The 25,142-nt window shown below is 70.4% G+C and carries 23 protein-coding genes; 8 read left to right on the forward strand and 15 right to left on the reverse strand.

Translation table 11 applies throughout. The features are described 5' to 3' along the window. Positions 1-1,303 (reverse strand): MFS transporter (locus AB0F40_RS22100; RefSeq protein ID WP_357472676.1); only part of this gene is annotated, 1,303 nt, incomplete at its 3' end. Positions 1,304-1,375: 72 nt separating this feature from the next. Between AB0F40_RS22100 and AB0F40_RS22105 the strand changes: the two genes are divergently transcribed. Further along, a complete protein-coding gene (locus tag AB0F40_RS22105; RefSeq protein ID WP_357472679.1) occupies positions 1,376-2,263 on the forward strand; it encodes a LysR family transcriptional regulator in 888 nt (295 codons plus the stop codon). A 24-nt stretch (positions 2,264-2,287) separates the two neighbouring features. Here AB0F40_RS22105 and AB0F40_RS22110 read toward each other — a convergent pair whose 3' ends face one another. Together AB0F40_RS22110 and AB0F40_RS22115 are read right to left on the reverse strand one after the other, a co-directional pair. Continuing rightward, positions 2,288-2,878, reverse strand: a complete 591-nt coding sequence (locus AB0F40_RS22110; protein WP_357472682.1) for a hypothetical protein — start codon at positions 2,876-2,878, stop codon at positions 2,288-2,290. After that, entirely contained in the window at positions 2,875-3,510 is a 636-nt protein-coding gene (locus AB0F40_RS22115) for a DUF1028 domain-containing protein (protein ID WP_357472685.1), read from the reverse strand. The genes AB0F40_RS22110 and AB0F40_RS22115 overlap by 4 nt, the downstream gene beginning before the upstream one ends. A 171-nt stretch (positions 3,511-3,681) precedes the next feature. On the opposite strand from AB0F40_RS22115, the gene AB0F40_RS22120 reads away from it, so the two are divergent. Together AB0F40_RS22120 and hemQ are read left to right on the forward strand one after the other, a co-directional pair. Beyond that, positions 3,682-4,836, forward strand: coding sequence for a ferrochelatase (locus AB0F40_RS22120; RefSeq protein ID WP_357472688.1), 1,155 nt, complete (start codon positions 3,682-3,684; stop codon positions 4,834-4,836). After that, on the forward strand, positions 4,833-5,609 hold the full coding sequence (gene hemQ / locus AB0F40_RS22125) for a hydrogen peroxide-dependent heme synthase (protein ID WP_357472692.1): 777 nt from the start codon (positions 4,833-4,835) through the stop codon (positions 5,607-5,609). Before AB0F40_RS22120 ends, hemQ begins: the two co-directional genes overlap by 4 nt. Positions 5,610-5,673: 64 nt before the next feature. Here hemQ and AB0F40_RS22130 read toward each other — a convergent pair whose 3' ends face one another. Beyond that, the gene (locus AB0F40_RS22130; RefSeq protein ID WP_357472695.1) at positions 5,674-6,576 is read right to left on the reverse strand and encodes a putative protein N(5)-glutamine methyltransferase; all 903 of its coding nucleotides are present in this window, start codon (positions 6,574-6,576) and stop codon (positions 5,674-5,676) included. A gap of 318 nt (positions 6,577-6,894) precedes the next feature. On the opposite strand from AB0F40_RS22130, the gene AB0F40_RS22135 reads away from it, so the two are divergent. The 4 genes from AB0F40_RS22135 to AB0F40_RS22150 all read left to right on the forward strand — a co-directional run bounded on the left by AB0F40_RS22135 (position 6,895) and on the right by AB0F40_RS22150 (position 9,996). Further along, positions 6,895-7,992 (forward strand): hypothetical protein, encoded by a 1,098-nt coding sequence (locus AB0F40_RS22135; protein WP_357472698.1) that lies wholly within the window; start codon positions 6,895-6,897, stop codon positions 7,990-7,992. An 85-nt stretch (positions 7,993-8,077) separates the two neighbouring features. Then, complete coding sequence (locus tag AB0F40_RS22140; protein ID WP_357472701.1) at positions 8,078-8,821, forward strand: YiiX/YebB-like N1pC/P60 family cysteine hydrolase; 744 nt, start codon at positions 8,078-8,080, stop codon at positions 8,819-8,821. A gap of 189 nt (positions 8,822-9,010) precedes the next feature. After that, positions 9,011-9,400, forward strand: coding sequence for a hypothetical protein (locus tag AB0F40_RS22145; RefSeq protein WP_357472704.1), 390 nt, complete (start codon positions 9,011-9,013; stop codon positions 9,398-9,400). A gap of 110 nt (positions 9,401-9,510) precedes the next feature. Beyond that, on the forward strand, positions 9,511-9,996 hold the full coding sequence (locus AB0F40_RS22150) for a hypothetical protein (protein WP_357472707.1): 486 nt from the start codon (positions 9,511-9,513) through the stop codon (positions 9,994-9,996). Here AB0F40_RS22150 and AB0F40_RS22155 read toward each other — a convergent pair. From AB0F40_RS22155 to AB0F40_RS22180, 6 genes are all read right to left on the reverse strand, one after another. Further along, positions 9,982-10,575: a hypothetical protein gene (locus AB0F40_RS22155; protein ID WP_357472710.1), complete on the reverse strand. Its 594-nt coding sequence runs from the start codon at positions 10,573-10,575 to the stop codon at positions 9,982-9,984. The genes AB0F40_RS22150 and AB0F40_RS22155 overlap by 15 nt on opposite strands. Next, positions 10,572-11,351, reverse strand: a complete 780-nt coding sequence (locus AB0F40_RS22160) for a hypothetical protein (RefSeq protein WP_357472713.1) — start codon at positions 11,349-11,351, stop codon at positions 10,572-10,574. Before AB0F40_RS22160 ends, AB0F40_RS22155 begins: the two co-directional genes overlap by 4 nt. A 317-nt stretch (positions 11,352-11,668) precedes the next feature. Then, positions 11,669-12,070, reverse strand: a complete 402-nt coding sequence (locus AB0F40_RS22165) for a hypothetical protein (RefSeq protein ID WP_357472716.1) — start codon at positions 12,068-12,070, stop codon at positions 11,669-11,671. A 186-nt stretch (positions 12,071-12,256) separates the two neighbouring features. Continuing rightward, complete coding sequence (locus tag AB0F40_RS22170; RefSeq protein ID WP_357472719.1) at positions 12,257-13,564, reverse strand: Glu/Leu/Phe/Val dehydrogenase; 1,308 nt, start codon at positions 13,562-13,564, stop codon at positions 12,257-12,259. 166 nt (positions 13,565-13,730) lie between these two features. After that, positions 13,731-14,330, reverse strand: a complete 600-nt coding sequence (locus AB0F40_RS22175) for a biotin transporter BioY (RefSeq protein ID WP_357472723.1) — start codon at positions 14,328-14,330, stop codon at positions 13,731-13,733. 208 nt (positions 14,331-14,538) lie between these two features. Next, positions 14,539-15,303, reverse strand: coding sequence for an AraC family transcriptional regulator (locus AB0F40_RS22180; protein WP_357472726.1), 765 nt, complete (start codon positions 15,301-15,303; stop codon positions 14,539-14,541). A 118-nt stretch (positions 15,304-15,421) separates the two neighbouring features. On the opposite strand from AB0F40_RS22180, the gene AB0F40_RS22185 reads away from it, so the two are divergent. Beyond that, a complete protein-coding gene (locus tag AB0F40_RS22185) occupies positions 15,422-18,973 on the forward strand; it encodes a bifunctional proline dehydrogenase/L-glutamate gamma-semialdehyde dehydrogenase (protein ID WP_357472729.1) in 3,552 nt (1,183 codons plus the stop codon). Positions 18,974-19,056: 83 nt separating this feature from the next. Here the strand turns inward: AB0F40_RS22185 and AB0F40_RS22190 are convergent, their stop codons facing one another. The 5 genes from AB0F40_RS22190 to AB0F40_RS22210 all read right to left on the reverse strand — a co-directional run bounded on the left by AB0F40_RS22190 (position 19,057) and on the right by AB0F40_RS22210 (position 25,098). Then, complete coding sequence (locus AB0F40_RS22190) at positions 19,057-20,082, reverse strand: LacI family DNA-binding transcriptional regulator (RefSeq protein ID WP_357472731.1); 1,026 nt, start codon at positions 20,080-20,082, stop codon at positions 19,057-19,059. After that, positions 20,079-21,674: a GH1 family beta-glucosidase gene (locus tag AB0F40_RS22195; protein ID WP_357472734.1), complete on the reverse strand. Its 1,596-nt coding sequence runs from the start codon at positions 21,672-21,674 to the stop codon at positions 20,079-20,081. Before AB0F40_RS22195 ends, AB0F40_RS22190 begins: the two co-directional genes overlap by 4 nt. Next, positions 21,671-22,585 carry a carbohydrate ABC transporter permease gene (locus AB0F40_RS22200; protein ID WP_357472738.1) on the reverse strand — a complete coding sequence of 305 codons (915 nt, stop codon included), beginning with the start codon at positions 22,583-22,585 and terminating at the stop codon, positions 21,671-21,673. The genes AB0F40_RS22195 and AB0F40_RS22200 overlap by 4 nt, the downstream gene beginning before the upstream one ends. Continuing rightward, entirely contained in the window at positions 22,582-23,613 is a 1,032-nt protein-coding gene (locus tag AB0F40_RS22205) for a sugar ABC transporter permease (RefSeq protein WP_357472742.1), read from the reverse strand. The genes AB0F40_RS22200 and AB0F40_RS22205 overlap by 4 nt, the downstream gene beginning before the upstream one ends. Positions 23,614-23,772: 159 nt before the next feature. Continuing rightward, the gene (locus AB0F40_RS22210; protein ID WP_357472745.1) at positions 23,773-25,098 is read right to left on the reverse strand and encodes an extracellular solute-binding protein; all 1,326 of its coding nucleotides are present in this window, start codon (positions 25,096-25,098) and stop codon (positions 23,773-23,775) included. Between the last annotated feature and the right edge of the window lie 44 nt (positions 25,099-25,142).

Raw genomic sequence — 25,142 nt, forward strand, 5'->3', positions numbered from 1 at the left:
TGGCCCCCCACTGTGGGGGCGGGCCCGGGCGGGGTCGACACTTGCCCCCGAGGTCGGCACAGGCCTGTGCCGACCTCGGTGCAAGGTAACGACCTCGAGCCCGTAGCCACAGCACCGCACCGATGGCCGCGACCACCTGCATGAGGCCGGTCACCACCAGGACCGGGCCTGCGCCGAACGCGCCGATCAGTGCGCCGCCGATGAGCAGCCCGGCTGAAGCGCCGCCGCTGTGCAGCACGGTCTCGGAGGTGAACGCGGTCCGGCGCTCCGCGCCCGTCGTCCGGTCCACGATGAGCGCGTTGAGCGCCGCGATGCCGAACGGCATGGTCAGTCCGCCCACGGCGGAGACCAGCGCGACGGCGACCAGGTTCGGCGCGGCGGCGGGCAGCGCGAGGTACGCGACGCCCAGCATCACCCACGAGACCACGATCGCCGGGATGCGCGGCACCCTGTGCACCACGAGCGGCACGACGAACGACACGCCGACGGTCGCGGCGCCGTAGCCGGCCATGCCGGCCGCGACCAGCTCGCCCGGCCGGTCGAGCTCCGCACCGAGCAGCGTGAGCCCCAGTGTGAACGCGAACCACGTGATGCCACCGATCCCCGCGAGCCCGACGCCGACGGCCAGCTCCGGATGGGCGCGCAGCACGGCCCGCATGGAAGGTGCGGCGTCGCCTGTACCCCGTTGGTCGACCTCGTCATCTCGTTGGTCGACCACGACCAACGGGGGTCGGGCCGGCACCGTCAGCATCGCCACGGCGCTCAAAGCTACCGCCGCCGCCTCGCACCAGAGCAACGGCTCGGCGCCCCACACGACCAGCAGCCACGCCCCGAGCGGCGGCGCGAAGATCATGGACGACCGGTGCGCGAGGTCCTGCCAGGCGAGGGCTCGCGCGCCGACGTCGGGCCCGTTCCCCGGAAGCTCGGCCAGGTCGGCGGTCAGGGCACGCTGCGCCGGTGCGAGCATGGCCGACGTCGCGCCCGTGACCAGTCCCGCCGCGCAGAGGACCGCAGCGCCGACGCCGACGGTCGCCACCGCCACCGGAACCAGCATCAGCCCGATCACCTGCACGGCGAGCAGCCCGGCCAGCGCACGGCCCGACGTCAGGCGGGACCGCAGGCGACGTCCCCACCACGCGGAGGTGAGCAGGGGCAGGCCGGCGAAGCCGCCGACGAGGCCGGTGGTCCAGGCGTCGCCGGTCTGGTCGAGCGCCACGAGCGGGAGCGCGACCGCGGTGATGCGCTGGCCGGTCCAGGTGACGAAGGTCGTCGCGGTCAGCGTGACGAGGTGTGGGTGCCGCACAACGCCATCCTGCGGCGGTCCCGGCGCGGCCGGTAGAAGGCTGTCGAGCATGAGCGGACATAGGCTGGTGCTATGACCTCATACCCCACGGTCGAGGACCTCCGGCTGGTCGACGCGGTCGCGCGGCACGGTTCGCTAGGCGCCGCCGCGCGCGAGCTGCTGGTGAGCCAGCCGTCGGCGAGCCAGCGGCTGGCCGCGCTGGAGCGGCGCGTTGGCACCCTCCTGTTCGACCGGGACACCACCGGTGCGCGGCCCACGACCGCCGGGCTCGCGTTCTGCGACCAGGCCACGCACGTGCTCGACCACCTGGGCGCGATGGTGGAGCGCACGCTCGTGGCGGCTCAGTCGCGCACCGTGTCGGTGGGCACCATCCCGAGCCTCGCGGGCACCCTGTTCGCCGTGCTCGACGTGCTGCTCGACGACGTCGTCGTCCAGCCCGAGGTGGAGCACGGCCCGCGGCTGCTGGAATGGGTCGAGCGGGGAACGCTCGACGCGGCGTTCGTGACCATCGCGAAGCAGGTCCCGATCGCCCGGGGTCTGGTGGTCACGGAGGTGGGCCAGCACGACCTGGTCACGCTCCTGCCCGACGGCGCCCCCGGGCGGGGGCAGGGACGCCGGCCGTACGCGGGGCAGACGGTGGTCTGCTGCGCGCTCGACCTGTCCAGGGACGTCCTGCTGCGCCGGCTGACCGATCTCGGTGCGCGTGCCCGGCACTCGGCCACTGCGGAGTCGGCGGTCCGGACCGCGCGGGAGCGGCGCTGCGCCGCCGTCGTGCCCGACCTGGTGGCGCGCTGGTACGCGGCCCCCGGTGACCGGATCGAGCCGGCGCCGGTCCGGTCCACGGTGCGGCTGTCGTTGGTGACGCGCAGCCCGGCGCCGGAAGACCTGGTCGATGCGCTCCCTGGCCTCCGAGAACGGCTGGACCGGGGCAACGTCCACGCGCGCGGGGGAGTGTCCTGAGGCCGGACCCCGTCTGACGGCGGATCAGCGCGCGCGACGCTCCGCCTGGTCGCCGTACTCCGCTACCAGGACCTGGACGGACCGGTAGAGCTCGTCGCCCACATGTGCTCGCCGGTGGTCGATGTACTCGCGACAGCACTCGTAGCAGCGGCTCATAGCGCCTCCGCGCAGGCCCAGCAGCATTCGGACGTCCACATAGCCGCGCAGGGCGAGCGAGGACAGGAACTCGTAGTAGTCGAGCATGGTGACGACGTGGTGCTGCTCGTCGGCCGACAGGGCGGGCCCTACCGGATCGCCCGCCGCGATGCGGGCGGCCATCCAGGAGTCGGCCGCTACGAGTGCGTCGGTGGTCTGGAAGTTCATGATCAGCTCGACGCTGTGCTGCCTGCGCTGGGTCTGCCGGGTCTGCAGCACCGTCGCCGCTCCGAAGACCACTGCCACCAAGATCGAAGCCGCCGTCTCGTTCACGCCCCGGACCGGGGCCCGCAGCGCGCCGAAGATCAGCACGACCAGGCCGGCGGCGGCCAGGGACTGAACGGTGAACCGCAGTCTCGGGTCGAGCTGCTGCCAGCGTAGATACAGGCGGTGGTACCTGTTGTCCGGGCGGGAGATCATGCGGTTCCGATCAGGTCGTCGTTGAGGTCCAGGAGCCGGGCGAGCTCGGTCACCGGTGCGTGCGCGTCGTCGACGCGGAGGTCTACCTGCACGTGCGTGCCCTCACCGATCGCACGTCCGGCGCCTACCACGAGGAGCGCGGCGCTCTGCCGTCCGCGGCGGTCGCCGCCGGCCTGGTCTCCGGCCGCGAGCGCGTTCAGCAGCCGGCGTCGGAGCGGCACGTCCCCCGAGTCTGTCCACGCGGACTGCATGGCGTCGAGCACCTCGGGGCCGGTGAGCAAGTTGCCCTGCAGGGCATACCCGGCGCCGGAGCGGTGGCCCGCGTGCCCGGTGCACTCCGGTCCGGTCCAGGCCGCTGACTCACCTGCCCGGTCGACCACGCCTATCTGCCGACGCCGCCGACCAGGATCGTCGGCCAGGAGAGCGGCGAGAGTCCGCTCCGCGGTCTCCCCGGCACCGAGCAGGGCCAGACCCCGCTCGCGGTGGGCCATGTTGGTGTGTGCCTGCGTCGCGAGCGCGCCGACGTCGGGACCGGCGGCGGGCACCATCGCCCCGACCGCCAGGTATCTCGATGCGACGGCTACGCCCCAGGCGGTCTCACGAGGGCTGTGCGCCACGATCGAGAACGTCATGGTGAGAGGTTATGCCGGGCTCGGTGGCGGAGGGGGTGGTCCGTGCGGGTGGGTCGGCCGGCACCGTCGTCCAGGGGGTCAGGATTTCCTGACAGGTCGTCGCATCGATGTCACGTCCCGTTCGTCCCTCTCCGGGCGGATCGGCGCTCCGGACGGTGGAAAGATGGACGCATGCCCGCGAACTCCCCCCAGCCTGCGGCGCAGGACGCCGCGCCGTACGACGCCCTGCTGCTCTACTCCTTCGGTGGTCCGAACAGGCCGGAGGACGTGGTGCCGTTCCTGCGCAACGTCACCGCGGGCAAGGGCATCCCGGACGAGCGGCTCGAAGAGGTGGGTGAGCACTACTACGGGTTCGGCGGCAAGAGCCCGATCAACGAGCAGAACCTCGCGCTCAAGGCGGCGCTCGAGGCAGAGCTCGCCGCCCGCGGCATCGACCTGCCCGTCGTGTGGGGCAACCGCAACTGGGCGCCGTACACGAGCGACGCCGTCGACGAGCTGGAGAAGCTGGGTGCCAAGCGCGCCGTCGCGCTCGTGACCAGCGCCTACGCGTCCTACTCCGGCTGTCGCCAGTATCGCGAGGACCTCGCTGTGACGCTGGACGAGCGCGGACAGCTCGGCCCCGACGGGTCCACCGGCGTGCAGTTCGACAAGATCCGCGCCTACTTCAACCACCCCGGCTTCGTGCGGGCCAACGTCGACGCCGTCGTCGAGGCCTACGCGAAGCTCGCGGCGAAGGGTGGCTCGGCAGCCGACGCGAAGCTGGTGTTCGTGACGCACTCGATCCCGGACACCATGGAGGCGGCGTCCGGCGTCGGGCATGCCACCTACTCCGAGCAGCACCAGGACGTCGCGGCGCTGATCGCCGCAGCCGTCGGCGATCAGTTCGGGCACACCGTCGAGTGGGAGCTCGCGTACTGCTCGCGGTCCGGTCCGCCGAGCCAGCCGTGGCTCGAGCCCGACGTGAACGACCTGCTCACCGAGCTCGCCGAGGGGGGCCTGCGGGACGCAGTGCTCTCGCCGATCGGATTCGTGAGCGACCACATGGAGGTCGCCTACGACCTCGACACCGAAGCCCTCGCCACGGCGGCGGAGCTCGGCGTCACCGCGGTGCGGGCGGGCACTGTCGGTACGCGCGCACCATTCGTCAAGGGCCTGGTCGACCTGGTCGTCGAGCGAGCGGGCCTCGCCCGCGGCGAGCAGGTGGACGAGGCTACGGTGGGTGCTCTGCCCGCCTTCCCGTCCGTCACGCCTCCCCTGTGCTGCCTGCGGCGGCACGAGGAGCCCAGCGGAATCCCAGCACTCTGCAGCGAGGACATGCACCGATGAGCAACGAAGCAGCCGGCACCGAAGCCACCCCTGGTCACGTGCACGGGGACACGAGCGCGACGGTCGACACGGCCGGGATCAACGACACGATCCGGTACACGATGTTCTCGGTCTTCTCCGTGACCGAGACGCTGCCGGCGGACGAGGCCGAGCGCAAGGCCGTCGTGGCCGCGGCGGAGGCCGCCGTCGGCGGTGGGTCCGACCCGGCCGCCACCTCCGGTGACCTGGTGGTCCGTGGCTGGTACGACGTCGGTGGACTGCGTTCGGACGCCGACCTCATGCTCTGGACCCACGGACCGTCGATCGAGGCCGTGCAGGGTGCTTACCAGCGGCTGCGCGCGTCGGAGCTGGGCCGCTCGCTCGAGCCCGTGTGGTCGGTCGCTGCCGTGCACCGTCCTGCGGAGTTCAACCGCGGGCACATCCCCGCGTTCCTCGCGGGCGAGAAGCCGCGTGACTACCTGTGCGTGTACCCGTTCGTGCGCTCCTACGACTGGTACCTCCTGCCCGACGACGAGCGCCGGACCATGCTGCGCGACCACGGCATGGCGGCGGCCGGCTACAAGGACGTCCGGGCCAACACCGTCTCGGCGTTCGCGCTCGGCGACTACGAGTGGGTCCTCGGCTTCGAGGCCGACGAGCTGCACCGCATCGTCGACCTGATGCGCGACCTGCGGGCCACCGAGGCGCGCCGGCACGTGCGCGAGGAGATCCCGTTCTTCACGGGCCCGCGCACGACGCTCGCGGACTGGGCGTCGCGCCAGCCGCTGAGCTGAGCCTGTCGCTGGTCGAGCCCGATGCTGGTCGAACCCGACGCTGGTCGAACCTGTCGAGACCCCCTCACGGGCTCGCGACAGGCTCGACCACCGCGACGTCGGCACGCGGAAGGGTCGCGGCCAGTGCCGTCGCGCCGAGCTCGTCGTCGGTCAGGACCGTCGTGATCAGCCCCGCGGCCGCCAGGTGCTCGACGGCGGCGCGCACCTGACCGTCGCCCGCCTCGATCAGCAGGTGCCCGCCGGGGCGTAGGAGCCTCGGGGCCAGGTCGATGACGCGGCGCAGGATCGTCAACCCGTCGTCGCCGCCGTCCAGCGCGACGTGCGGCTCGTGCTCCCGAGCCTCCGGCGGCATCATGCTGATCGCCTCGGTCGGGACGTACGGCGCGTTCGCGACGAGGACGTCGACGCGGCCCCACACCTCGGCAGGGAGCGGGTCGGCGAGGTCACCCGTGAAGGTGTGCGCGTTGAGCCGACCGGCGCCGGGCAGGGCGTCGTCGTCGTCGGACAGTGCTTTGAGGTTGTCGTGTGCGCAGGTCACGGCTACCGGGTCGACGTCGGCGGCGTAGATCTCGACGTCGTGCCCCGCTCTGCGCAGGCGGGCCGCTACCGCGCCCCCGAGCGCGCCGCTACCGCAGCACAGGTCGACCAGGAGGAGGGGGCCGGCGGTGGTCGCTTCGGCGATCGCGCCCGTCGCTTCGGCAGTGCCGGCCGCCGCACGCTGCGCTGCCTCCCGAACCAGCAGCTCGGACCGTCGGCGCGGTACGAACACCGCTGGCGCGACGAGCCAGCGCCGGCCGTCCAGCTCGGCCCAGCCCACGAGGTGCTCCAGCGGGAGCCCGCCGACCCGTGCGGAGACGAGCTGTTCGAGGCGCACGGTGTCGCCGTCGGCCGCCTCGGTCAGAACCCGCGCCTCGTCCTCGGCGAAGACACAGCCGGCGGATCGAAGCCGCGCCACGAGTTCGTCCATGGCGCGAGCGTAGTGCGCTGCTGGCTATCGCGTGCCTTGGGCCCGTGGTACCCGACGATGTGGTGTCAGTAAAAACATGAAGGAGGATTGTGCTGACAACACACTCTTGCTACTGTGCGGACCAGCCGAAGTGCGGGAAGGCGGTTCGCTATGAGGAGCGGCATGAAGTCAGGATTGCGTCGGCCTCGCCGGCTGTCGACGGTGAGTGCTGGGCGGTGCACGGTGCGTCGAGGTGGGGCGGGACTCGGTGGAAGCGCACTCGTGGTCGGGCTACTCGTCGCCTGCTCGGGCGGCGGTGACGTACTGACGAGCAACCTCGTGGATCGCGACGAGCTGAAGCTCGGCGACACGGCCCTCGCGGTCTATGCGAGTCCGCAGAGCAATAGCGACGACGCCGAGAGCGGAAGTGGCTATGTCGTTCTCGTGGACCGCGAAGGTGCGGTGCAAACGGTCGAGACGGCGGTGATGGACGCCGGTCGACTGGTGTGGAACGCCGATGGCCTGTACTTCTCGGACTCGGTGCAGGACTTTCGGCTTGATTCCCAGGGCTTGGAGGTTACGGACAGCCCCAAGCCGGACTTTCAGATTTCCGCGCACGACATGGAAGGGTCCGTTGTCAGTGTCTACAACGACGGCTGGACGTCGGAGTCGGACTACCGGATGCTCGCGATCGAGCACAATGCGCGAGAATCTCGAGGAACGGATCTGTCGGGAGCGTTCTGGCTGGTCTCGCGCTGCGACGACAGGCTTGTCGCTGTCGCGCCGTCCTCGGGTAAGTTCCTCGGTGCATACCCGGAAGACTCGGTAGGAATCGCACCGAGGGTGCTCTATTCGATCTGGCCTGGGCAGCAGGAACCTTTGGCTGTCACCGAGGCTCCCTATCTGATGGAAGACGCCGCGCGCGACGCGCCGTGCCACGACGAGGTGGTGCACTTCCTCGCGCAGAGCGGAAACCCCGACGGCTCGGATGACGTGCTGCGCCCGGTCGTCGTCTCGTGGGATGCCACCACAGGTACGCGGGAGGAGCGCGACCTGGTGACAGGAGATGGCACGGGGCTCCCGCTTGGCGAGGACGATCTGGTGTACGCCCGCTACGGTGCCGAATCGCTCGTCGGCGGGGAGCTGAGGTGGCTCGGCCCGGACGGCACGGTCCGCGCGACGGACGTCACCGACGGCTCCACCACGGAACTGTTCGACGTGGGCGAGGGCGTGGTCGAGGCGCAGTTCACCCACGACAGCGTCTTCGTGCTCGCGAATCCGGACGGCAGCGACTCTGCCACCCTGACTCGGTACGACCTGGCGACGGGCTCGTCTGCGAGGGTCGTGTCAGTCCCAGGGCTCGGTTCCTACGACTCCGACGACATGAGTGTCCAGGCGATCGCGGTGAGCCCGCAGGTGCTTGCGAACACGGACTGACCTCCGAGAACTCCGAGGCCACGATGGCTTCGGCGACGGTGCGGGAATGGGTCCCGTGCCGATGACAAATGAATGAGGTGATGTTGTGATCCACCGAACAATCCGGGTCGGGGCGGCAATGGGAGCCGCTCTGGCGCTCCTGTTCACGGGCGCAGGCATGGCGTCCGCCGCCGAGTCCTCCGATATCAAGAGGCTGGCTGAGATCCAGCAGGTCGAGGACGTGCAGGCACTCGAGGCCGAGATGAAGGAGATGGCCGAAGCTGCGGGTATCCCCTTTGACGACTTCACGAGCGTTGCGCTCGCCGAGGTGGAACGCGAGCTTGCCGATGCGCAGGCGGAGGTCTCGGAGGCAACCGGCGTGACCACGATGGGGCCGGGAGCCTGCACGTCGCGGAAGATGCCTTCGGCGTCGCAGCGGGGCGACCACATCTGGATCCCGTCGCTACCGGTCTTCGGCCACTCCGCCCTGTACTGGTCGGGTACCAGCATCATCGAAGCGCCTGGTGTCAACAAGAAGAGCCGACAGATCCACATCAGCGACCGCTCGGCCTGCAAGGGCGCCCAGGTTCAGCACGTCAAGACGTCGGCGGGTAACCGCGTGTCCGCCGTCAACCGAGCAAAGAACTCGTACGTCGGGAAGCCGTACGACACCTCGTTCGCAGTGAACAAGACCAACGGGTCGTCGAAGCTGAACTGTTCGGAGCTGGTGTGGCGTGCCTATCGGCAGAGCGCTTCCCGTCTCAACCTGGACAGCAACGGTGGCAAGGGCGTGTTCCCGAACAACATCAAGAATCATGGTAAGACGTCGACCTACAAGACGCTGACCTGAGAAAGATGATCGAGGAGTGTCCCCGGTTCGACATGTGATAGATGCCGAACCGGAGACGGCGCAAGCCTAGCCAGGCTTGCAATGATCCGTGTGGTCCGCTCCTGCTCACCAGGGACAGGGGCGGACCATGCGGTTCCATAGCGGAAATATGCAGATGGCGACGATTGGAACGATATGAAGCAATGGTCGATGGCCGTGTTCGTGCTGGTGGCGAGTGCCGCTGCGTTCCTCGTGATCGTGCCCGCGATCTGGCTGGCCGGGTTGATGATCGGCGGAGGGCTCGAGGTCGAGTGGGCAATCTTCCCGCTGATGATCTTGTTCGCCGTCCTGAGCTTTGGTGGCATCGCCTTCGCCGGCGCGCGGCTGTGCCTTCGTGCCGGCCTGTCACCAGTTTCTGCCGGGGCCGTCGGGGCATCCGGTCCGCTGGCCGGTCTTGTCATCGGTTGTGCGTACTGGGCTTCGATGTACGCACTCATGGAATGGTTGCCGGTCACCGTCTCTGCGGTTGTCGCGTCGATAGGTGGAGCGGCCCTGGCGTCCCGCCGTCGCAGGGCTACGGCGGATGCCCCTGTGGGCTGACGGAAGATGCGTCTCACCGCCGCGTCCATCCGGCTCGGGGTGGGGGTAGCGTGCGCGTAGAGCCCAGGCGATATTGCCGCGGCCGGGATCTAGGATTGACAGGAATGTAGATGGAGATCCACGAAGAGGTTGGTGACGGTTCGGACCGTGTCCGCGACGGGGCGGTACCTGGTCAACGGCTCGGCGAGGCATTCCGAGCACGCCTCAACGAGCTGTTCGCTGCCGCGGAGCGTCGAGGCAGGCACATCACCAACCGCGAGGTTGTCCTGTGGATGAACGATCACGGTTACGCGATCAAGGATGCGTATCTGAGCCAGCTGCGGTCCGGGCGGGCAGCCTCTCCTTCGCTGAAGATCATCGAAGGGCTGAGCGCCTACTTCGACGTCGACTCGTCGACGTTCCTGAGCGTCGACAGATCACACGTGCTCAATGATCTGCTGGACCAGCATGGCGTCCAGGCCATCGCCACCAGGGCGGCTGGATTGTCGCAAGAGAACATCGACGCCATTGCGCGCTTGCTGGACAGATTCCGGGAGTCTGAGAGCCTGCCTCCGGTCTCTACCGATGAGGCCGGCGGTCCGCTACGGGACGAGTAGCATCGTCGCGGCCAGCCCGCCGCAGAACCCTACGATGAGGCCGGTGGCGACTTCGAGCGGTGTGTGGTCCTTGACGCCGATGCGAGCGGCGCCCACCAAGAGGCCGAGCGCCAGGAGCGCCGCCGCGGCCGGCCAGTAGAAGTTGGCGGCGATCCCTGCCGTGACGGACAGGACTCCGACATGGATGCTTGCTCGCACGAGCGGCGTGACCAGAGTCAGGGCCACGACTCCGGCGAGGCAGGCAGCCAAGAGCTGGAGCATCAACGGTGGTGCACCGACGAGGAGCATCACGGTTATCGCCATGCACTCGATGACGATGAGCCCCATGAGCGCGACAAGACGCTGCAGCCGTGGGCGTACATGCCGAGACTCCCAGATGCCCTGGCGCGCCAAGCCGTGGATGAAGAGATATGGGGCTCCCGCCGCGAGAAGGACGAGCAGGGGAACTTGCCACCATGCCTGTGCCGGGGTGGCTGACAACAGGCCGATGGTCAGGACGCTGGCGGCGACCGTGTAGCCGGGCGCGAGCACCTCGGTCGCGATCCGGGCCCAGCGTGGTTCTGAACGCGTCTCGTTCATCGGGTCATGGAGGGGTCGGGTGCCCTGCCCTCGTGATGGTTGGCGTCCGTTTCCAGGGCGCGGCCCAGGCGAGGTAGGGATGACTCGTCCTTCAGTTGTTCGGTCCAGTCGGCGGGGCTGGTGCTCGGTGGCTCGCCATCGGTGAGCCGCGCCACCGACATCCTGAGCTGCTGTGCAACGAGGACCTCCGGCGGCGATATCGGCATGCGCTTCGCCAGCGCTTCGCGATCGGCTGCCGTGGAGTAGTGCGCAAGTGTTCCGATTCCGTCCAGAATCTGGATGGTGCGGTGGTAGCTGTCCACGGCCTTGTCGTGAGTCGGCGGGGGAACCGTCGCCGAGACGGCCGTCGTGACATACCGGTGCAGGTAGGCAAGGTCTGAGCGCTGCTGTCGGGCGCGGACCGCTGCCGAGGTCAGCTGTCCGACAAGGCCGACCGTTGTGAACACGCTCGAGCCGACGATCAGGTAACGCGTCTGGATGCCGAGCACCAGGTGCGACCCGTCAGGGTCTCGCATCTGCTGCAGGAGCGCCAGCAGGCTGACAGCCGCCCAGATCGTGGCCAGCCCTGCGCCGACCGCCGCGAGATCGGTACCCCACCGCAGCTGCCAGGTCCGTCGCGAGCGTGATCGGAGGGCGGAATAGGCGAACCAGGCCGTGGCGCCGATGAATGCTCCGTAAAACACGACCCAGTAGACGGCCATGAGGGGTTTGCCCTGTGTCTGGGAGTCCAGGTCTGCGGCGACCCACGGGCCGCTCGCCGCGAACGCCGCGATCATCACTGCTGCTGTCCCGAGACATGCTCCGATGACGAGGGGCGTCCGCGGAGTCCTCGCTGTCAGCGTCTGCATCACCCAGCCGGAGATCAGTACACAGCCCACGACCAGTGCGATGTGCTTGGCGACCTCGTCGACGGGACTCTCCGTGACCTGGCGAACATGATCGACGACGGCGTGTGTGCGCAGCGCCGAGGCGATACCGACGCAGCCCAGCCCGAGAGGTAGAAAGGCGTCGGTCCGTGTACGGGCGCGCGCTGCGGTCCAGGTCGTCGCTCCCAGAAAGGCAGCGACCGCGATCCACGCGAGAATCCCGCTGTTCATCTGTACAGCTCGAGTGCCGTGAGGCGATCACTCGTCCCGCCCACTGCTGCCAGCGAGATCATCAGTCGACTCGCTGCCGCTTCCACACGTTGCTCGGTCGGGTCGTCGTAACCGTCGCGGCGCCCCTCGTCGCGCTCGTGCTCGGGATTGTCGAGGGCTTCCACGATATGTATGAGCTCGTGAGCCACGATGTGTGCGCGGTGGAGCTCGGTGATCGCGTGGACGGTGTTCACGATGATGCGATCGTGGTTGGGATAGCCGAGCCACATCCCGGACAAGCCAGCGCCCAGGTTGTCATCCACCACGGTGAGCGGGCGCTGGCGCAGACTCTGAACCACGTCGCAGGCCTCTTCGAGGCTCCGGACGCGGTCGAGCCGGTACTGCTGTAGCACTGCCATGCGTCCCCCGTGCCGACGTCAGCCCGCCCCCCTGGCGGGATGTGGCGATAAGTATGCACCGCTTACCAACCTTCGGGCAAGAAAATGCCCGGCCGGTTCGCCGGCCGGGCACCTTCTTGTCAGGAGGCGACACGTCACCAGTTGACCGCTCTCCCGCGGTGAAGTGGTGCTGGAGAGCGAGGAGCGCTAGGGGTACAGGCCCCGGATCTGGTGTGCCTCGGCGACCCGCTTGACTCCGATGACCAGGGCGGCGTCCCGCAGGGACAGGCCCTCGCGCTGGGCAAGCGCCGAGACCTCCGCGTACGCGGTCACCATGCGGTGCTCCAGCTTGTCCGCGATCTCGGACTCGGTCCACCAGTACGTCTGGTTCGCCTGGACCCACTCGAAGTACGAGACGACCACACCACCGGCGTTCGCCAGGACGTCCGGGACCACTGTCACGTCGTTCTTCGCGAGCAGGGCATCGCCCGCCGCGGTCGTGGGGCCGTTGGCGCCCTCGACCACCCAGCGAGCCTTGACGCTCCCCGCGGTGGTCTCGTCGAGCACACCCTCGATCGCGGCAGGGACCAGCACGTCGACGTCGAGCGCGAGCAGGTCCGTGTTGGAGACCCGGTCGGCATCGGGGAAGTCCACCACCGAGCCGGTGCGCTGCACGTGCTCCATGAGCCGGGGCACGTCGAGGCCGGTGTCGGCACGGATGCCGCCGTACTGGTCGCTCACGGCGACGACGCGTGCGCCGCGCGCCGCGAAGATCGCCGCCGCGTGCGAACCCACCTTGCCGAAGCCCTGGATGGCGACGGACACGTCGCTCAGGCTCATGCCGGCCTCGGCGAGCGCGGCCGACGTGACGTGCACGATGCCCGCCGACGTCGCGGTTCCGCGGCCCAGCGAGCCGCCCACCGCGAGGGGCTTGCCGGTCACGACCGCGGGGATGGTGTACCCGCGGTTGACCGAGTAGGTGTCCATGACCCAGGCCATGGTCTGGGCGTCGGTGCCCATGTCCGGCGCCATGATGTCGGTGTCCGGGCCGATCATCGGCATGATCTCCGACGTGTACCGCCGGGTCACGCGCTCCAGCTCGCTCTGCGAGTAGCCGCGGGGGTCGATCGCGACGCCGCCCTTGGCGCCGCCGTACGGCAGGTTGACCACCGCACACTTCCAGGTCATCCACATGGCCAGCGCCCGTACCTCGTCGACGTCGACCGAGGGGTGGTAGCGCAGGCCGCCCTTGCCCGGGCCGAGGCTGACGTTGTGCTGCACACGGAAGCCGTGGAACAGCACCGTCTCGCCCGTGTCGCGGCGGAGCGGCACCGCGACGTGGATCTCACGGCGCGGGGTCGCGAGCATGCGATGCAGGCCCTCGTCGTAGCCGAGGATCTCCGCCGCGGTGGCGAGCTGCGCATGCGCGGTCGCGAGGGCGGAACCCTCCGAGGGAGATCCAGCCGGTGCGAAGCTGGGTGGTGGTGCGGGTGTGGACGTCGTTGTCGTCGTCACGTGGGTCCTCCGGGGAGAACGGCGCCGACCGCCGCAAGGCGGGACGCGGGTGTCGCGGCGCGGGGTTTGCGCCTCGCCCCAACCGTATCGCTTCGACTGGCCATGGTGCGCGACGGCGAAGGGACTGTCCGGTGATTTTCCTGTGGGCGCCGTGTCACGGGGAAAATCAGCGCTCCGCAAGCTTCCAGGCGCCCGGCAGCAGGACGCCGGCCAGCGCGGCCTTGATCGCGTCGCCCACGAGGAAGACGCCGGCGCCGGCGGCGAGGGCGGCGCCCGGCGCCATGCCCGTCGTGACGGCGAGCCACGGCACGCCGATCGCGTAGATGGTCGCGGTGCCGGCGGCGAACGCGAGGACGGTGCCGAGCACGCCACGGTCGAGTCCGCGCTTCGCCAGCGCACCGACCACGAGGCTCGCCACGACGAAGCCGACGATGTAGCCGCCGGAGGCGCCGAAGATCACCTCGACGCCCGAGGCGCCGCCCGTGAAGACGGGCAGCCCCACCACGCCGAGCGCCAGGTACAGCACCTGTGCGAACGCGCCGCGTACCGGGCCGACCGCCGCGGCGCCGAGGAGCACGGCGAAGGTCTGGCCCGTGACCGGGACGGGCAGGCCTGGGATCGGGACGCGGAGCTGCGCCGCCAGGGCGGTGAGCGCGGCGACGCCCACGATGAGCGCGATGTCGCGTGCGAGAGTGCCCGGCAGCAGGTCGGCCAGCACACGGCGCGGGTTGGAACTCGGGACCAGGGGGAACGCGACGGTCGTCATGACGTCGAGGCTATGCGGCCTGGGCAGGTGCCGTCGTGGTCCTCGGCCACCTGTGATCCAACGCGTTCGTTGTGCGGATCGCGCAAGGAACGATTCGGCTCAGGCTCCGTCCTCCGGCTCAGGCTCAGCCCTCCAGCGGCTGAGCCTGCGGTTCCGCTCCGGGCGCGTGCCTCGTTCCTCGGCCCCCACCCTGCGCTGCACCTCCGGCTCAGCCGCGCCGCGACCGGCTGCGGAACGACGAGGGTGTCTCGCCGGTCAGCCGGGCGAAGGTCCGGGAGAAGGACGGCTGGTCGTAGAAGCCCGCGGCCGCGGCGACGTCCGCCAGCGGGACCGTGCTGGAGGTCAGCAGGTGCGCGGCCCGGTCGACCCGCAGCCGCAGCACGAGCTGGCGTGGTGAGAGCCCGAAGACCCGGCGCACCCGGCGGTCGAGGGACGCCGAGGAGCAGTCGGCAAGGACGGCGAGATCGGCGACGGACGGCATCTCGCCACGTTCCAGCAGGTCCTCGATGTCGCCTCGCAGCCGGGCCATGGCCTGGATCGTCGCGTCGTCGGCGTCACCGGAACGCAGGTCCTGGGACACGGACACCAGCCCCACGTAGGCGCCCGACTCGTCGTGCAGCGGCAGCTTGGAGGTGAGGAACCAGCCGGGCGCCCCGCCGACGTGCCGGATCAGCTCGAGCTCGCCCCGCAACGGCTCATCGGTGGTGCGGACCCGGATGTCCTGGCTCTCGTAGCGCTCGGCGAGCTCGGGGACGAACAGGTCGGCGGCACGCTTGCCGATCACGTCACGCCGCGACCGCTCCCGCGTGCGACCCACGAAGACCTGGTTGACCAGCACGTACCGCCCGTCGGCGTCCTTGGCGCAGAACATGACGCCGGACAGCTCGTCCATGAGGGAGACCATGGCGGGGTTCAGTGCGGCCAGCAGGGCCTGCGTCTCAGGCCGAGCGGCGCCGTTCGACGGGTTGCTCATCGCGATCCGATGCTACGCGGCGGCCAGAGGCGGTGCGGCTACCTCTTGGCGAAAACTGGTGTGGAAAGCGAGTGATCCCGCCAATACATCCGACCGCCTTCGGGTGCACCCTGGGAAGATGAAGACCTCTGCTCGGCGCGAGAGCGCCGCTTCCGCCGCAGTCCCGACCGGGGGCGCAGGCGCACGGGACAGCGCCACGCCGCCGGCTCCGACCGAGCCGCCCGCGAAGCCCGCCGCCGACACGCTGATCGAGGACGCCGTAGCCCTCGCCAGGACGTGGATCGGCACCGCCACCGGCGCAGCCGCCGGCGGCACCACCACCGACCCGACGCGGGCCGGGGGCAGGACCCGGACCGACAAGGCCGTCGCCCGTGCGTCCGCCGCCCTTGGCGCGCTCGTGTCCGACCCGGCCGGCCTGGAGCTCGCCGTCGGGTTCGTCGACGACGTCGCCCGCCCCCAGGACACCCACGTCGCCGCGAAGGCGCTGGCCCGGCTCGGCAAGCAGGCCGGCAGCGCCACGTTCCTCAGCCCGGCCGACCGCGCACTCTTCCGGGCCGGCGCCCTGGCCGCCCCGGTTTTCCCCGGCATCGTCGTCCCCGCGGCCCGGGTGCGCCTGCGCCAGCTCGTGGGTCACCTCGTGGCCGACGCCGGCGCCGGGCTCACGGCGCACCTCGCCCGCACCCGGGCCGAGGGCTACAGCCTCAACGTGAACCTCCTCGGCGAGGCGGTCCTCGGCGAGGAGGAGGCGGCGGCCCGCCTGGCACGCACCATCGCGCTGGTGGAGCGGCCCGACGTCGACTACGTGTCGGTCAAGGTCTCCAGCGTCGCCGCACAGCTGGTCACGTGGGACCTCGAGGGCTCCCGCGACCGCGTCGTCGAGCAGCTCCTGCCGCTGTACCGCGCCGCTCGCGACCACGGCGTCTTCCTCAACCTCGACATGGAGGAGTACCGCGACCTCGCCCTGACGACGGCGGTGTTCACCGAGATCCTGGGCCGCGACGAGTTCCGCGACCTGGAGGCCGGCATCGTGCTCCAGGCCTACCTGCCGGACGGCCTGGGCGCCCTGGACGGTCTCACCGAGTTCGCGACCCGGCGCGTCGCCGACGGCGGCGCACGCATCAAGGTACGCGTCGTGAAGGGCGCGAACCTCGCGATGGAGCACGTCGAGGCCACCCTGCACGACTGGGCCCAGGCGCCGTACCCGACCAAGGCCGACGTCGACGCCAACTACGTGCGCATGCTCGACCACGCGCTGCGACCCGAGCGGGCGCGAGCGGTCCGCATCGGCGCGGCGTCGCACAACCTGTTCCACGTCGCGCTCGCGATCCTGCTCGGCCGCGCGCGCGGCGTCTCCGAGGCGCTCGACGTCGAGATGCTGCAGGGCATGGCGCCCACCGAGGCCGCGGCCGTCCGGGACGAGGTGGCCAAGGACGACGGCCGGGTGGTGCTGTACACCCCCGTGGTCCGCGACGAGGACTTCGACGTCGCGATCTCCTACCTGGTGCGCCGCCTGGAGGAGAACGCGACGGAGCAGAACTTCCTGCACGCGGCGTTCGCCCCGGTCCCGACCGGCACCGAGCCCGCCATGGACCGGCAGGAGGCCGCGTTCCGCGCGTCGGTCACCCTCGGTGTGCACTACTCGCCCGACGACGTCACCCCGCGCCGCCGTCCGCGTCCCGCACCGGAGCCGGTCACGGGACCGTTCCGCAACGCCGCCGACACGGACCCCTCGGTCGACGCGCACCGTGCGTGGGCGCAGGAGGTGACCGGTGCGTGCTCCGGATACGTCCCGGCGCTCGCGGAGCCGCTGGCGACGCCCGCCCAGGTCGACGACGTCGTGGCGCTCGCCCGGCGGGCCGGCGCGGCGTGGTCCAAGGTCTCCGCGCCGGACCGGGGTCGCGTGCTCCGGGCCGCGGCCAAGCACCTCGAGGCCGCGCGTACCGACCTCGTCGCCGCGATGGTGCACGAGGCCGGAAAGACGGTCGCGGAGGCGGATCCCGAGGTCAGCGAGGCCGTCGACTTCGCCGCCTACTACGCCCGCGCGGCCGAGGCGCTCGACCCGACGTCCGAGGCCTGGCCCGGTGCGCGCTTCATGCCCGACGGCGTCACCCTGGTGACGCCGCCGTGGAACTTCCCCGTGGCGATTCCGATCGGCGGCGTCCTCGCGGGCCTCGCCGCCGGCTCCGCGGTGATCGCGAAGCCCGCGCCGCCCACGCCGCGCTGCCTGGAGATCGCCGTCGAGGCCGTGCACGCCGCACTCGACGAGGTCTGCCAGGAGATCGGGCTCGACTCGGCGCTCGCCCGCGACGTCGCGCAGTTCGTCCGGGTGCCCGACGGCGACCTCGGCCGCCGGCTCGTGACGCACGACGGCGTGTCCCGCGTGATCCTCACGGGCGCCATCGAGACCGCCGAGATGTTCGCCTCCTGGCGGCCGGAGCTGCCGGTGCTCGCCGAGACGTCGGGCAAGAACGCGCTGATCGTCACCCCGTCGGCGGATCTCGACCTGGCCGTCGCGGACGTCGTGCGCTCCGCCTTCGGCCACGCGGGACAGAAGTGCTCGGCAGCCTCGCTCGTGATCCTCGTCGGCTCCGTGGGCGACCCCCGCACCGCGACGGGCGAGCGGTTCCGCCGGCAGCTGACCGACGCCGTCGCGTCGCTCGCCGTCGGGCCGGCCACGGATCTGGCGACCGTGATGGGACCGCTCACCGAGCCGGCGCAGGGCAAGCTGCTGCGCGCCCTGACCACGCTGGAGCCCGGCGAGAGCTGGCTCGTACGGCCGCGCCGGCTGGACTCGGTCGCGCGGGACGCAGGCCTGGGCCGCGGCCGGCTCTGGACCCCCGGGGTGCGCGATGGCGTCCGCCCGGGCTCGTTCTTCCACCTCACCGAATGCTTCGGCCCGGTGCTGGGCATCATGACCGCCCGCGACCTGGACGAGGCGCTCGCGCTGCAGAACGCCGTGTCGTTCGGCCTCACGGGCGGCATCCACTCCCTGGACGACGTCGAGGTGGCCCGCTGGCTCGACCGGGTCGAGGTCGGCAACGCGTACGTGAACCGGCACATCACCGGCGCGATCGTGCAGCGCCAGTCGTTCGGCGGCTGGAAGGCCTCGTCCGTCGGCCCGGGCGCCAAGGCGGGTGGGCCCAACTACATCGCGCAGCTCGGCCGGTGGGAGGACGCGCCCGACGTGCCGGCACGCACCGCTGACCCGGCCGGCTGGCTCGCCTGGGCGCGGGCCGACGACGACCGTGCCTGGCTCACCGAGTTCGCGCCGGAGCACGACCCGTCGGCGCTCGGCGTCGAGACGAACGTGTTCCGGTACCGGCCCGTCCCGGGCATCACGGTGCGGGTCGGTGCGGACGCGCCGGACGTCGAGGTGCAGCGCGTGCTGGCCGCGGCCGCTCGTGCGGATGTGCCGGCCACCGTCGTCGGGCAGCGGGAGATGACGGACGAGGCGTTCGCAGAGGCCGTCGCCGACGGCAAGGTGACCGGCCGGATCCGCGTGGTGGGCGAGGCTCCCGGCCTGCGCGACGCCGCGGCGAGCCGGCTCGGCTCGGCCACGGTGCTGGACGCCCCGGTCCTGGCGAGCGGTCGCCGGGAGCTCCTGACGATGCTCCGCGAGCAGGCGGTCAGCCGCACGATGCACCGCTACGGCCACCTCCGCACAGCCTGACCCCTCCCCGTTGAGTGCTGGCTATTTGTTGCTTTCAAGCGTCTGAAGCAACAGATAGCCAGCACTCAACGGAGTGGGGCGGGTCAGGCCGAGTCGCCCTCTATCAGGCGGGGGGCGAAGATGCGGCGCTCGTCCCGGACCGCGCGGCCCGCCACCAGGTCGACCAGCATGCTGGTGGCCGCGCCGACCATCTGCACCACCGGGTTGTGGACCGTGGTGAGGCGCGGGGAGGTGGTCTCGGCGATCCCGAGGTCGTCGAACCCGACCACGGAGACGTCGCCGGGCACCGACCTGCCACGATCGGCGAGCACCCGCAGCGTGGCCTCCGCCATCAGGTCGGAGGCGGCGAAGATGCCGTCCAGGTCGGGGTGCTGGTCCAGGAGCCGGCCGGCCGCGACGACGGCCCCGGCAGAGGTGAAGTCGCCCTCGACCACGGCGTCGTCGGGCAGGCCGGCGTCGCGGAGAGCGTCCCGCCACCCGATCATGCGGTCCACTCCGGCGGGCATGTCGAGAGGTCCGGTGATGGTCCCGATGCGCCGTCGTCCGCGGTCGATCATCCGCTGGGTGGCGATGCGCCCGCCCGTGATGTTGTCGACGTCCACGTACCGCAGGCCCCGGGAGAACTGCGGGTCGGGCTCGAAGAGGCGCCCCACGAAGACGGCGGGCAGCATGGTCGGGCCGAGCTCCGTCTCGAGCTGGTCGCCCTGGTGGTGCGACGCCACGATGACGCCGTCCACGTGACCGCTGCGCAGGTAGCGGCCCACCCGCCCGCGCTGCTCGCCCGGACGGGCGAGCAGCAGCACGAGCTGCAGGTCCGTCCCGGCCAGCCCCTCGCTGACGCCCGCGAGGGTGCCGCTGAGGAACGGGTCGGTGAGGATGCGCTGGTCCGGCTCGGGCACCACGAGGGCTATCGAGTCGGTCCGCCGGGTCACGAGGGACCTGGCGGCGCGGTTCGGTGCGTACCCGAGGCGGGCGACGGCGTCGTCCACCGCCGCCTGCGCCTCGGGAGAGACCCGCAGGCCACCGTTGATGGCGCGCGACGCGGTCGACCGGGATACCCCGGCGGCCTGGGCCACGTCGTCCAGGGTGGGTGGGCCTGAGGTCGTCACGCCTTGGAAACCGCCTTGTCTCCGCCGTTGTCGTCGCGTCCGTGCGCCGAGGGCGTCGCCGATCGCTCAGGAACGGCGTTGGCCCGCGCGACCTGACCGTACCAGCGGCCCGACGCCTTCACCGTTCGTTCCTGCGTCTCGTAGTCGACACGCACGAGCCCGAAGCGCTTGCCGTAGCCCCACGCCCACTCGTAGTTGTCGAGCAGCGACCAGCCGAAGTAGCCGCGCACGTCGGCGCCCTCGTCGATGGCGTCCTTGACGGCGCGCAGGTGCACGTCGATGAACTCGAGGCGCTCCTGGTCGTCCACGAACCCGTCCGGTCCGGCGACGTCCTCGTAGGCGCTGCCGTTCTCCGTCACGTACAGCGCGATGCCGCGCGGTCCCGTGTAGTCCTGCTGCAGCCGCAGCAGGAGCCGGGTCAGGCCCTCGGGCTGGACCTCCCAGTTCTGGTCGGTGGTCGGCAGGCCGCGCGGGTGCGTGTAGGCGCCGTCGCCGCCGGGGAACGGGGACGACGACGGGCGGGTCACCGGGGCGCCGCCCTCCAGGGGCCGCTCGGCAGGCACGGCCGAGACGGCGTTGCCGTGGTAATAGTTCACGCCGAGCGAGTCGATGGGCGTCGAGATGATCTCGAGGTCGCCCTCCTGGATGTGCCGCTCGAGGCCGTACTCGCGCACGTCCTCCAGCACGTCCTCGGGATAGGCGCCGCGCAGGATCGGGTCCGCGAAGATGCGGGTGAACCCGCCGTCGAGCCGGCGCGCGGCGTCGACGTCGGCGGGGTCGTCCGGGTTCAGCGGGTCCTCGACCTCGAAGTTGAGCGTGATGCCGAGATTCGCCTCGGGGGCCCGCTCGCGCAGCGCCTCGACGGCGAGGCCGTGGGCCAGCGAAAGGTGGTGGGCGGCGGCGAGGCCGTCCTCGCGGGACTGCCGGCCCGGTGCGTGCTGGCCGCCGGTGTAGCCGAGGAACGCGGCGCACCACGGCTCGTTGAGCGTGGTCCACACGTCGACCCGGTCGCCGATGGCCTCGTGCATGGTCACGGCGTAGTCGCGGAACCGGTACGCGGTGTCGCGGTTCACCCAGCCGTTGGACTCCGCCTCGATCGCCTGCGGGAGGTCCCAGTGGTAGAGCGTGAGCCAGGGCAGGATGCCCGCGCCCAGCAGCTCGTCCACGAGCCGGTCGTAGTACGCCAGACCCGCCGGGTTGACCTCGCGGCCGCCGGGGACCACGCGGGCCCACGACGTCGAGAACCGGTAGGCCTTGATGCCGAGGTCCTTCATGAGCGCGACGTCGGCCGGGTAGCGGTGGTACTGGTCGCAGGCGACCTCGCCGTCGTCCTGGCCGAGCACTGCGCCCGGGACCTTCGCGAACACGTCCCAGACGGAGTCCTCGCGGCCGTCCTCGTGGGCGGCGCCCTCGACCTGGTAGGCCGCGGTGGCGGCGCCCCACAGGAACCCGTCTGGGAACGGGACGGTGCCGGCCGTGTTCGAGGTCGGCGCCGTCCTCGGCGCGGTCGGGGTGTAGGGCAGGGCGATGCCGGGCGCCGGCGCCCGGAGCGTCCCCGTGGTCTTGACGTTCAACGTCATCTCCTGAGTCATCCCTTCACTGCTCCTTGCATGATGCCTGCGACGAGCTGCTTGCCGACGAAGGCGAAGATCACGAGCAGGGGGAGGGTGACGAGGAAGACGCCGCCCATGACGAGTGAGTAGTCGACGAAGTAGTTCGACTGCAGCGACTTGACGACGAGTGGAAGCGTTGGATTTTCGGAGCTGAGGACGATGGAGGGCCAGAAGTAGTTGGTCCATTGCTGGACGAAGGTGAACAGGCCGAGCATGGCGGCCGCGGGGCGTGCGGCGGGCAGGGCGATGGACCAGAAGGTGCGGATCATGGAGGCGCCGTCGACGCGGGCGGCCTCGATGAGTTCGTAGGGCAGTGCTTCGGCGAGGTACTGCGTCATCCAGAAGACGCCGAACGCGGCCACCAGGGCGGGCACGATGACGGCGTGGAGCTTGCCGATCCAGCCGAGGTCGGACATGAGGATGTACAGGGGGATGACGCCGAGCTGGGTGGGGACGGCCATGGTCGCGATGACGAAGACGAGCAGGGGGCCGCGGCCGCGGAAGCGGAGCTTCGCGAAGGAGTATCCGGCCAGCGTGGAGAACAGGACGACGGACGCGGACACCAGGATCGCGATGATCAGCGAGTTGCCCAGCGCGAGCCAGAAGTTGATCTGGGTGGACTCGATCACGGTCGCGAACTGGGTGAAGAGGCTGGCGTCCGGGAGCCATTGGGGGACGGGGTTGCGGGAGATCTCGACGGGGTCGGACGAGCCGAGCAGCAGGGTGTAGTACAGGGGGAAGACGGAGATCAGCAGGGTGATCCCGAGCAGGACGTAGACGAGAGGTCCGGCGCGGTGGGTGGCGCTGCCGGTCTGGCGGGCGCGGCGGCGGACGGCTTTCTTCGCGGCGTGGGGGCCGGCGGTCTGGGCGGTGACGGCGACGGAGCTCATGCGTTCCCCCTGCTCATGTTCGTAGTGATGCTCTTGCGCTTGGGCTTCTTCTTCGCGGGGCCTGTGGAGGAGATGCGTCGGGTGATCAGGAAGTTGGCCAGGCCGATCAGGACGATCAGGAGGAACAGGAGCCAGGCGACGGCGGAGGCGCGGCCGAGGCTGTGCTGGTTGCCCCAGGCGGTGTCGTAGAGGAAGACGACGGTGGTCATCCAGTTGCGGTCGGGGCCGCCGAGGCCGGTCGCGTCGAAGAGTCGTACCTCGTCGAAGATCTGCAGGCCGCCGATGGTGGAGGTGATCACGACGAAGATGATGGTGGCGCGGATCTGGGGGACGGTGATGGAGAAGAACTGGCGCACGCGTCCGGCGCCGTCGATCACGGCGGCTTCGTAGAGGTCGCGGGGCACGGCTTGCATCGCGGCGAGGAAGATCAGGGCGTTGTAGCCCATCCAGCGGTAGTTGACCATGGTCGCGATCGCGACGTGGCTGGCGATCCGGTCGCCGTGCCAGGCGATGGAGTCCAGGCCGATGGTGTTCAGGACGGAGTTGATCAGGCCGTACTGGTCGGCGAACAGGCGGCCGAAGATCAGGGACACGGCGACGGGTGCGACGACGTAGGGGATCAGGACGCCCATCCGCCAGAACGTTGCTGAGCGCAGGTTCTGGTCGAGCAGGGCGGCGATCGTGATCGCGATGATGACCTGGGGGATCGAGGAGAACACGAAGATGGAGAGTGTGTTGACCAGCGACTTCCAGAACGTGGGGTGGTTCAGCACGTCGACGAAGTTCTGCAGGCCGATGAACTCGCCCTGTCCGCCGAGCAGGCTCCATTCGTGCACGGACACGAACGCGGTGTAGGCCAGGGGGAACAGGCCGGTGATCGCGAACAGGATGAAGAACGGCGAGATGTACAGGTACGGGGAGAGTTTCACGTCCCAGCGGCCCAGTCGTTGGGAGAAGCCGAGTCTGCGTGACTCGCGCTGAGGCGCACCGGAGCCCGGTGCTGATCGTTGAGGTGTCAGGACAGCCATTTCATCTTCCGCCGCGTCATCGTCGGTTCAGGTCACTTGTGGAGCGCACCAGGAGGGCGCTCGCGCACGATCCGGTGGTCGGGCCCGTCGAGAACAGGTCTCGACGAGCTCGACCACCGGATCACGTCAGCCGCTGGTCAGGCTCAGGCTCGGCTTGTGTCAGCCGAGGGCCGCGGCCTTCTCGACGGCCTCGGCCCAGGACTCCTCGGCGTCCGTCGACTTCGTGATGTCGACGCGGTTGAGCGCGTTGGTGACCTCGTCACGGATGGCGAAGTAGTTCGCACCCTTGTACGGTGCGCCGTCGATCTTCTGCGCGCGGGTCGAGAAGATCTCGCCGACCGGTGCGTCGTTGAAGAACGGGTTGGTGAAGCTCTGGACGGCCTCGGAGTCCTGCGCCTCGAGCTGCGACGGGAACGTGCCGGCGGACTCGAACGCCTTGGTCTGCTGCGCGGGGTCGGTCAGCCACGCGGCGAGCTCCTTGGCAGCCTCGGTGTTCTCGCCCGAGGCGGGGACGGTCAGGAAGGAACCGCCCCAGTTACCGCCGCCACCGGGGAAGACATCAGCGATGTCCCAGCCCTCGATGCCACCGGAGTTCTGCTCGATCGGGCCCGTCATCCAGGCGGGGCAGAGCATCGTGGCGAAGGCGTCGGCCTGGAAGCCGGCGACCCAGTCGTCGCCCCACTGCTCGAGGCCCGCCGACAGGTCGTCGTCGACGGACGCGGTGATCTCGTCGTAGATGTCCTTGACCTCGGTGTTCTCCCCGAGGTCCTTGGGCTCGCCCGTCTCCGGGTCCTCGAAGGCCGCAGGCAGCTGGTTGACCATGCCCTGGAAGGTGCCGGCCGCGCTGTCGTACCAGGCGACGTCGGACTCCTTCACGAACTCGCGGCCCGCGGCGAAGTAGTCCTCCCACGTCGCGTCCTCGCCACCGAGGAGCTCGGCGACCTCCGCGCGCTCGGTCGGCAGGCCGGCCTTCTCGAACAGGTCGGCGCGGTAGCAGATGGCCTCAGGGCCGATGTCGGTGCCGTAGCCGATGACCTTGCCCTCGGGCGTCGTGGCCTGCTGGACCTTCCAGTCCACCCAGCGACCGTCGAGCTCCGGGTCCGCCATGTCGGTGAACAGGTCGGGGTACTGCATGAGCTCGGGCAGCCAGTCGACCTCGATTGCCTCGATGTCGGCCAGGCCCTCGCCACCGGCGGCGAGCTTGGTCGTCATGTTGCTGCGGGCGTCGTCGGTCGTGGCGGCCTTCACGTGCTCGACCGTGACGTTGGGGTGCTCCTCCGAGTACTCGGCGAGCATCTCGTCCGTGTAGCCGAAGTCGTTGAACGTCGCGACCTTCAGCGTGATGGGGCCGTCCTCTTCGGATCCGCCTTCGGATCCTTCGGCAGCACCGCAGGCGGTGAGGGCGAGGGCGACGGCGGCGGCACCGGCGGTCGCCTGGAGGGTGCGGGCGGCGGTGCGCCGCGTGGGTCGGGTACTGCTCAGCACTGGGGACTCCCTTGTCGTGCGGTCTGGGCTTGCGGTCAAGCTGT

This window comes from Promicromonospora sp. NPDC023987 (assembly GCF_040639055.1).
Classification (GTDB): Bacteria; Actinomycetota; Actinomycetes; order Actinomycetales; family Cellulomonadaceae; genus Promicromonospora.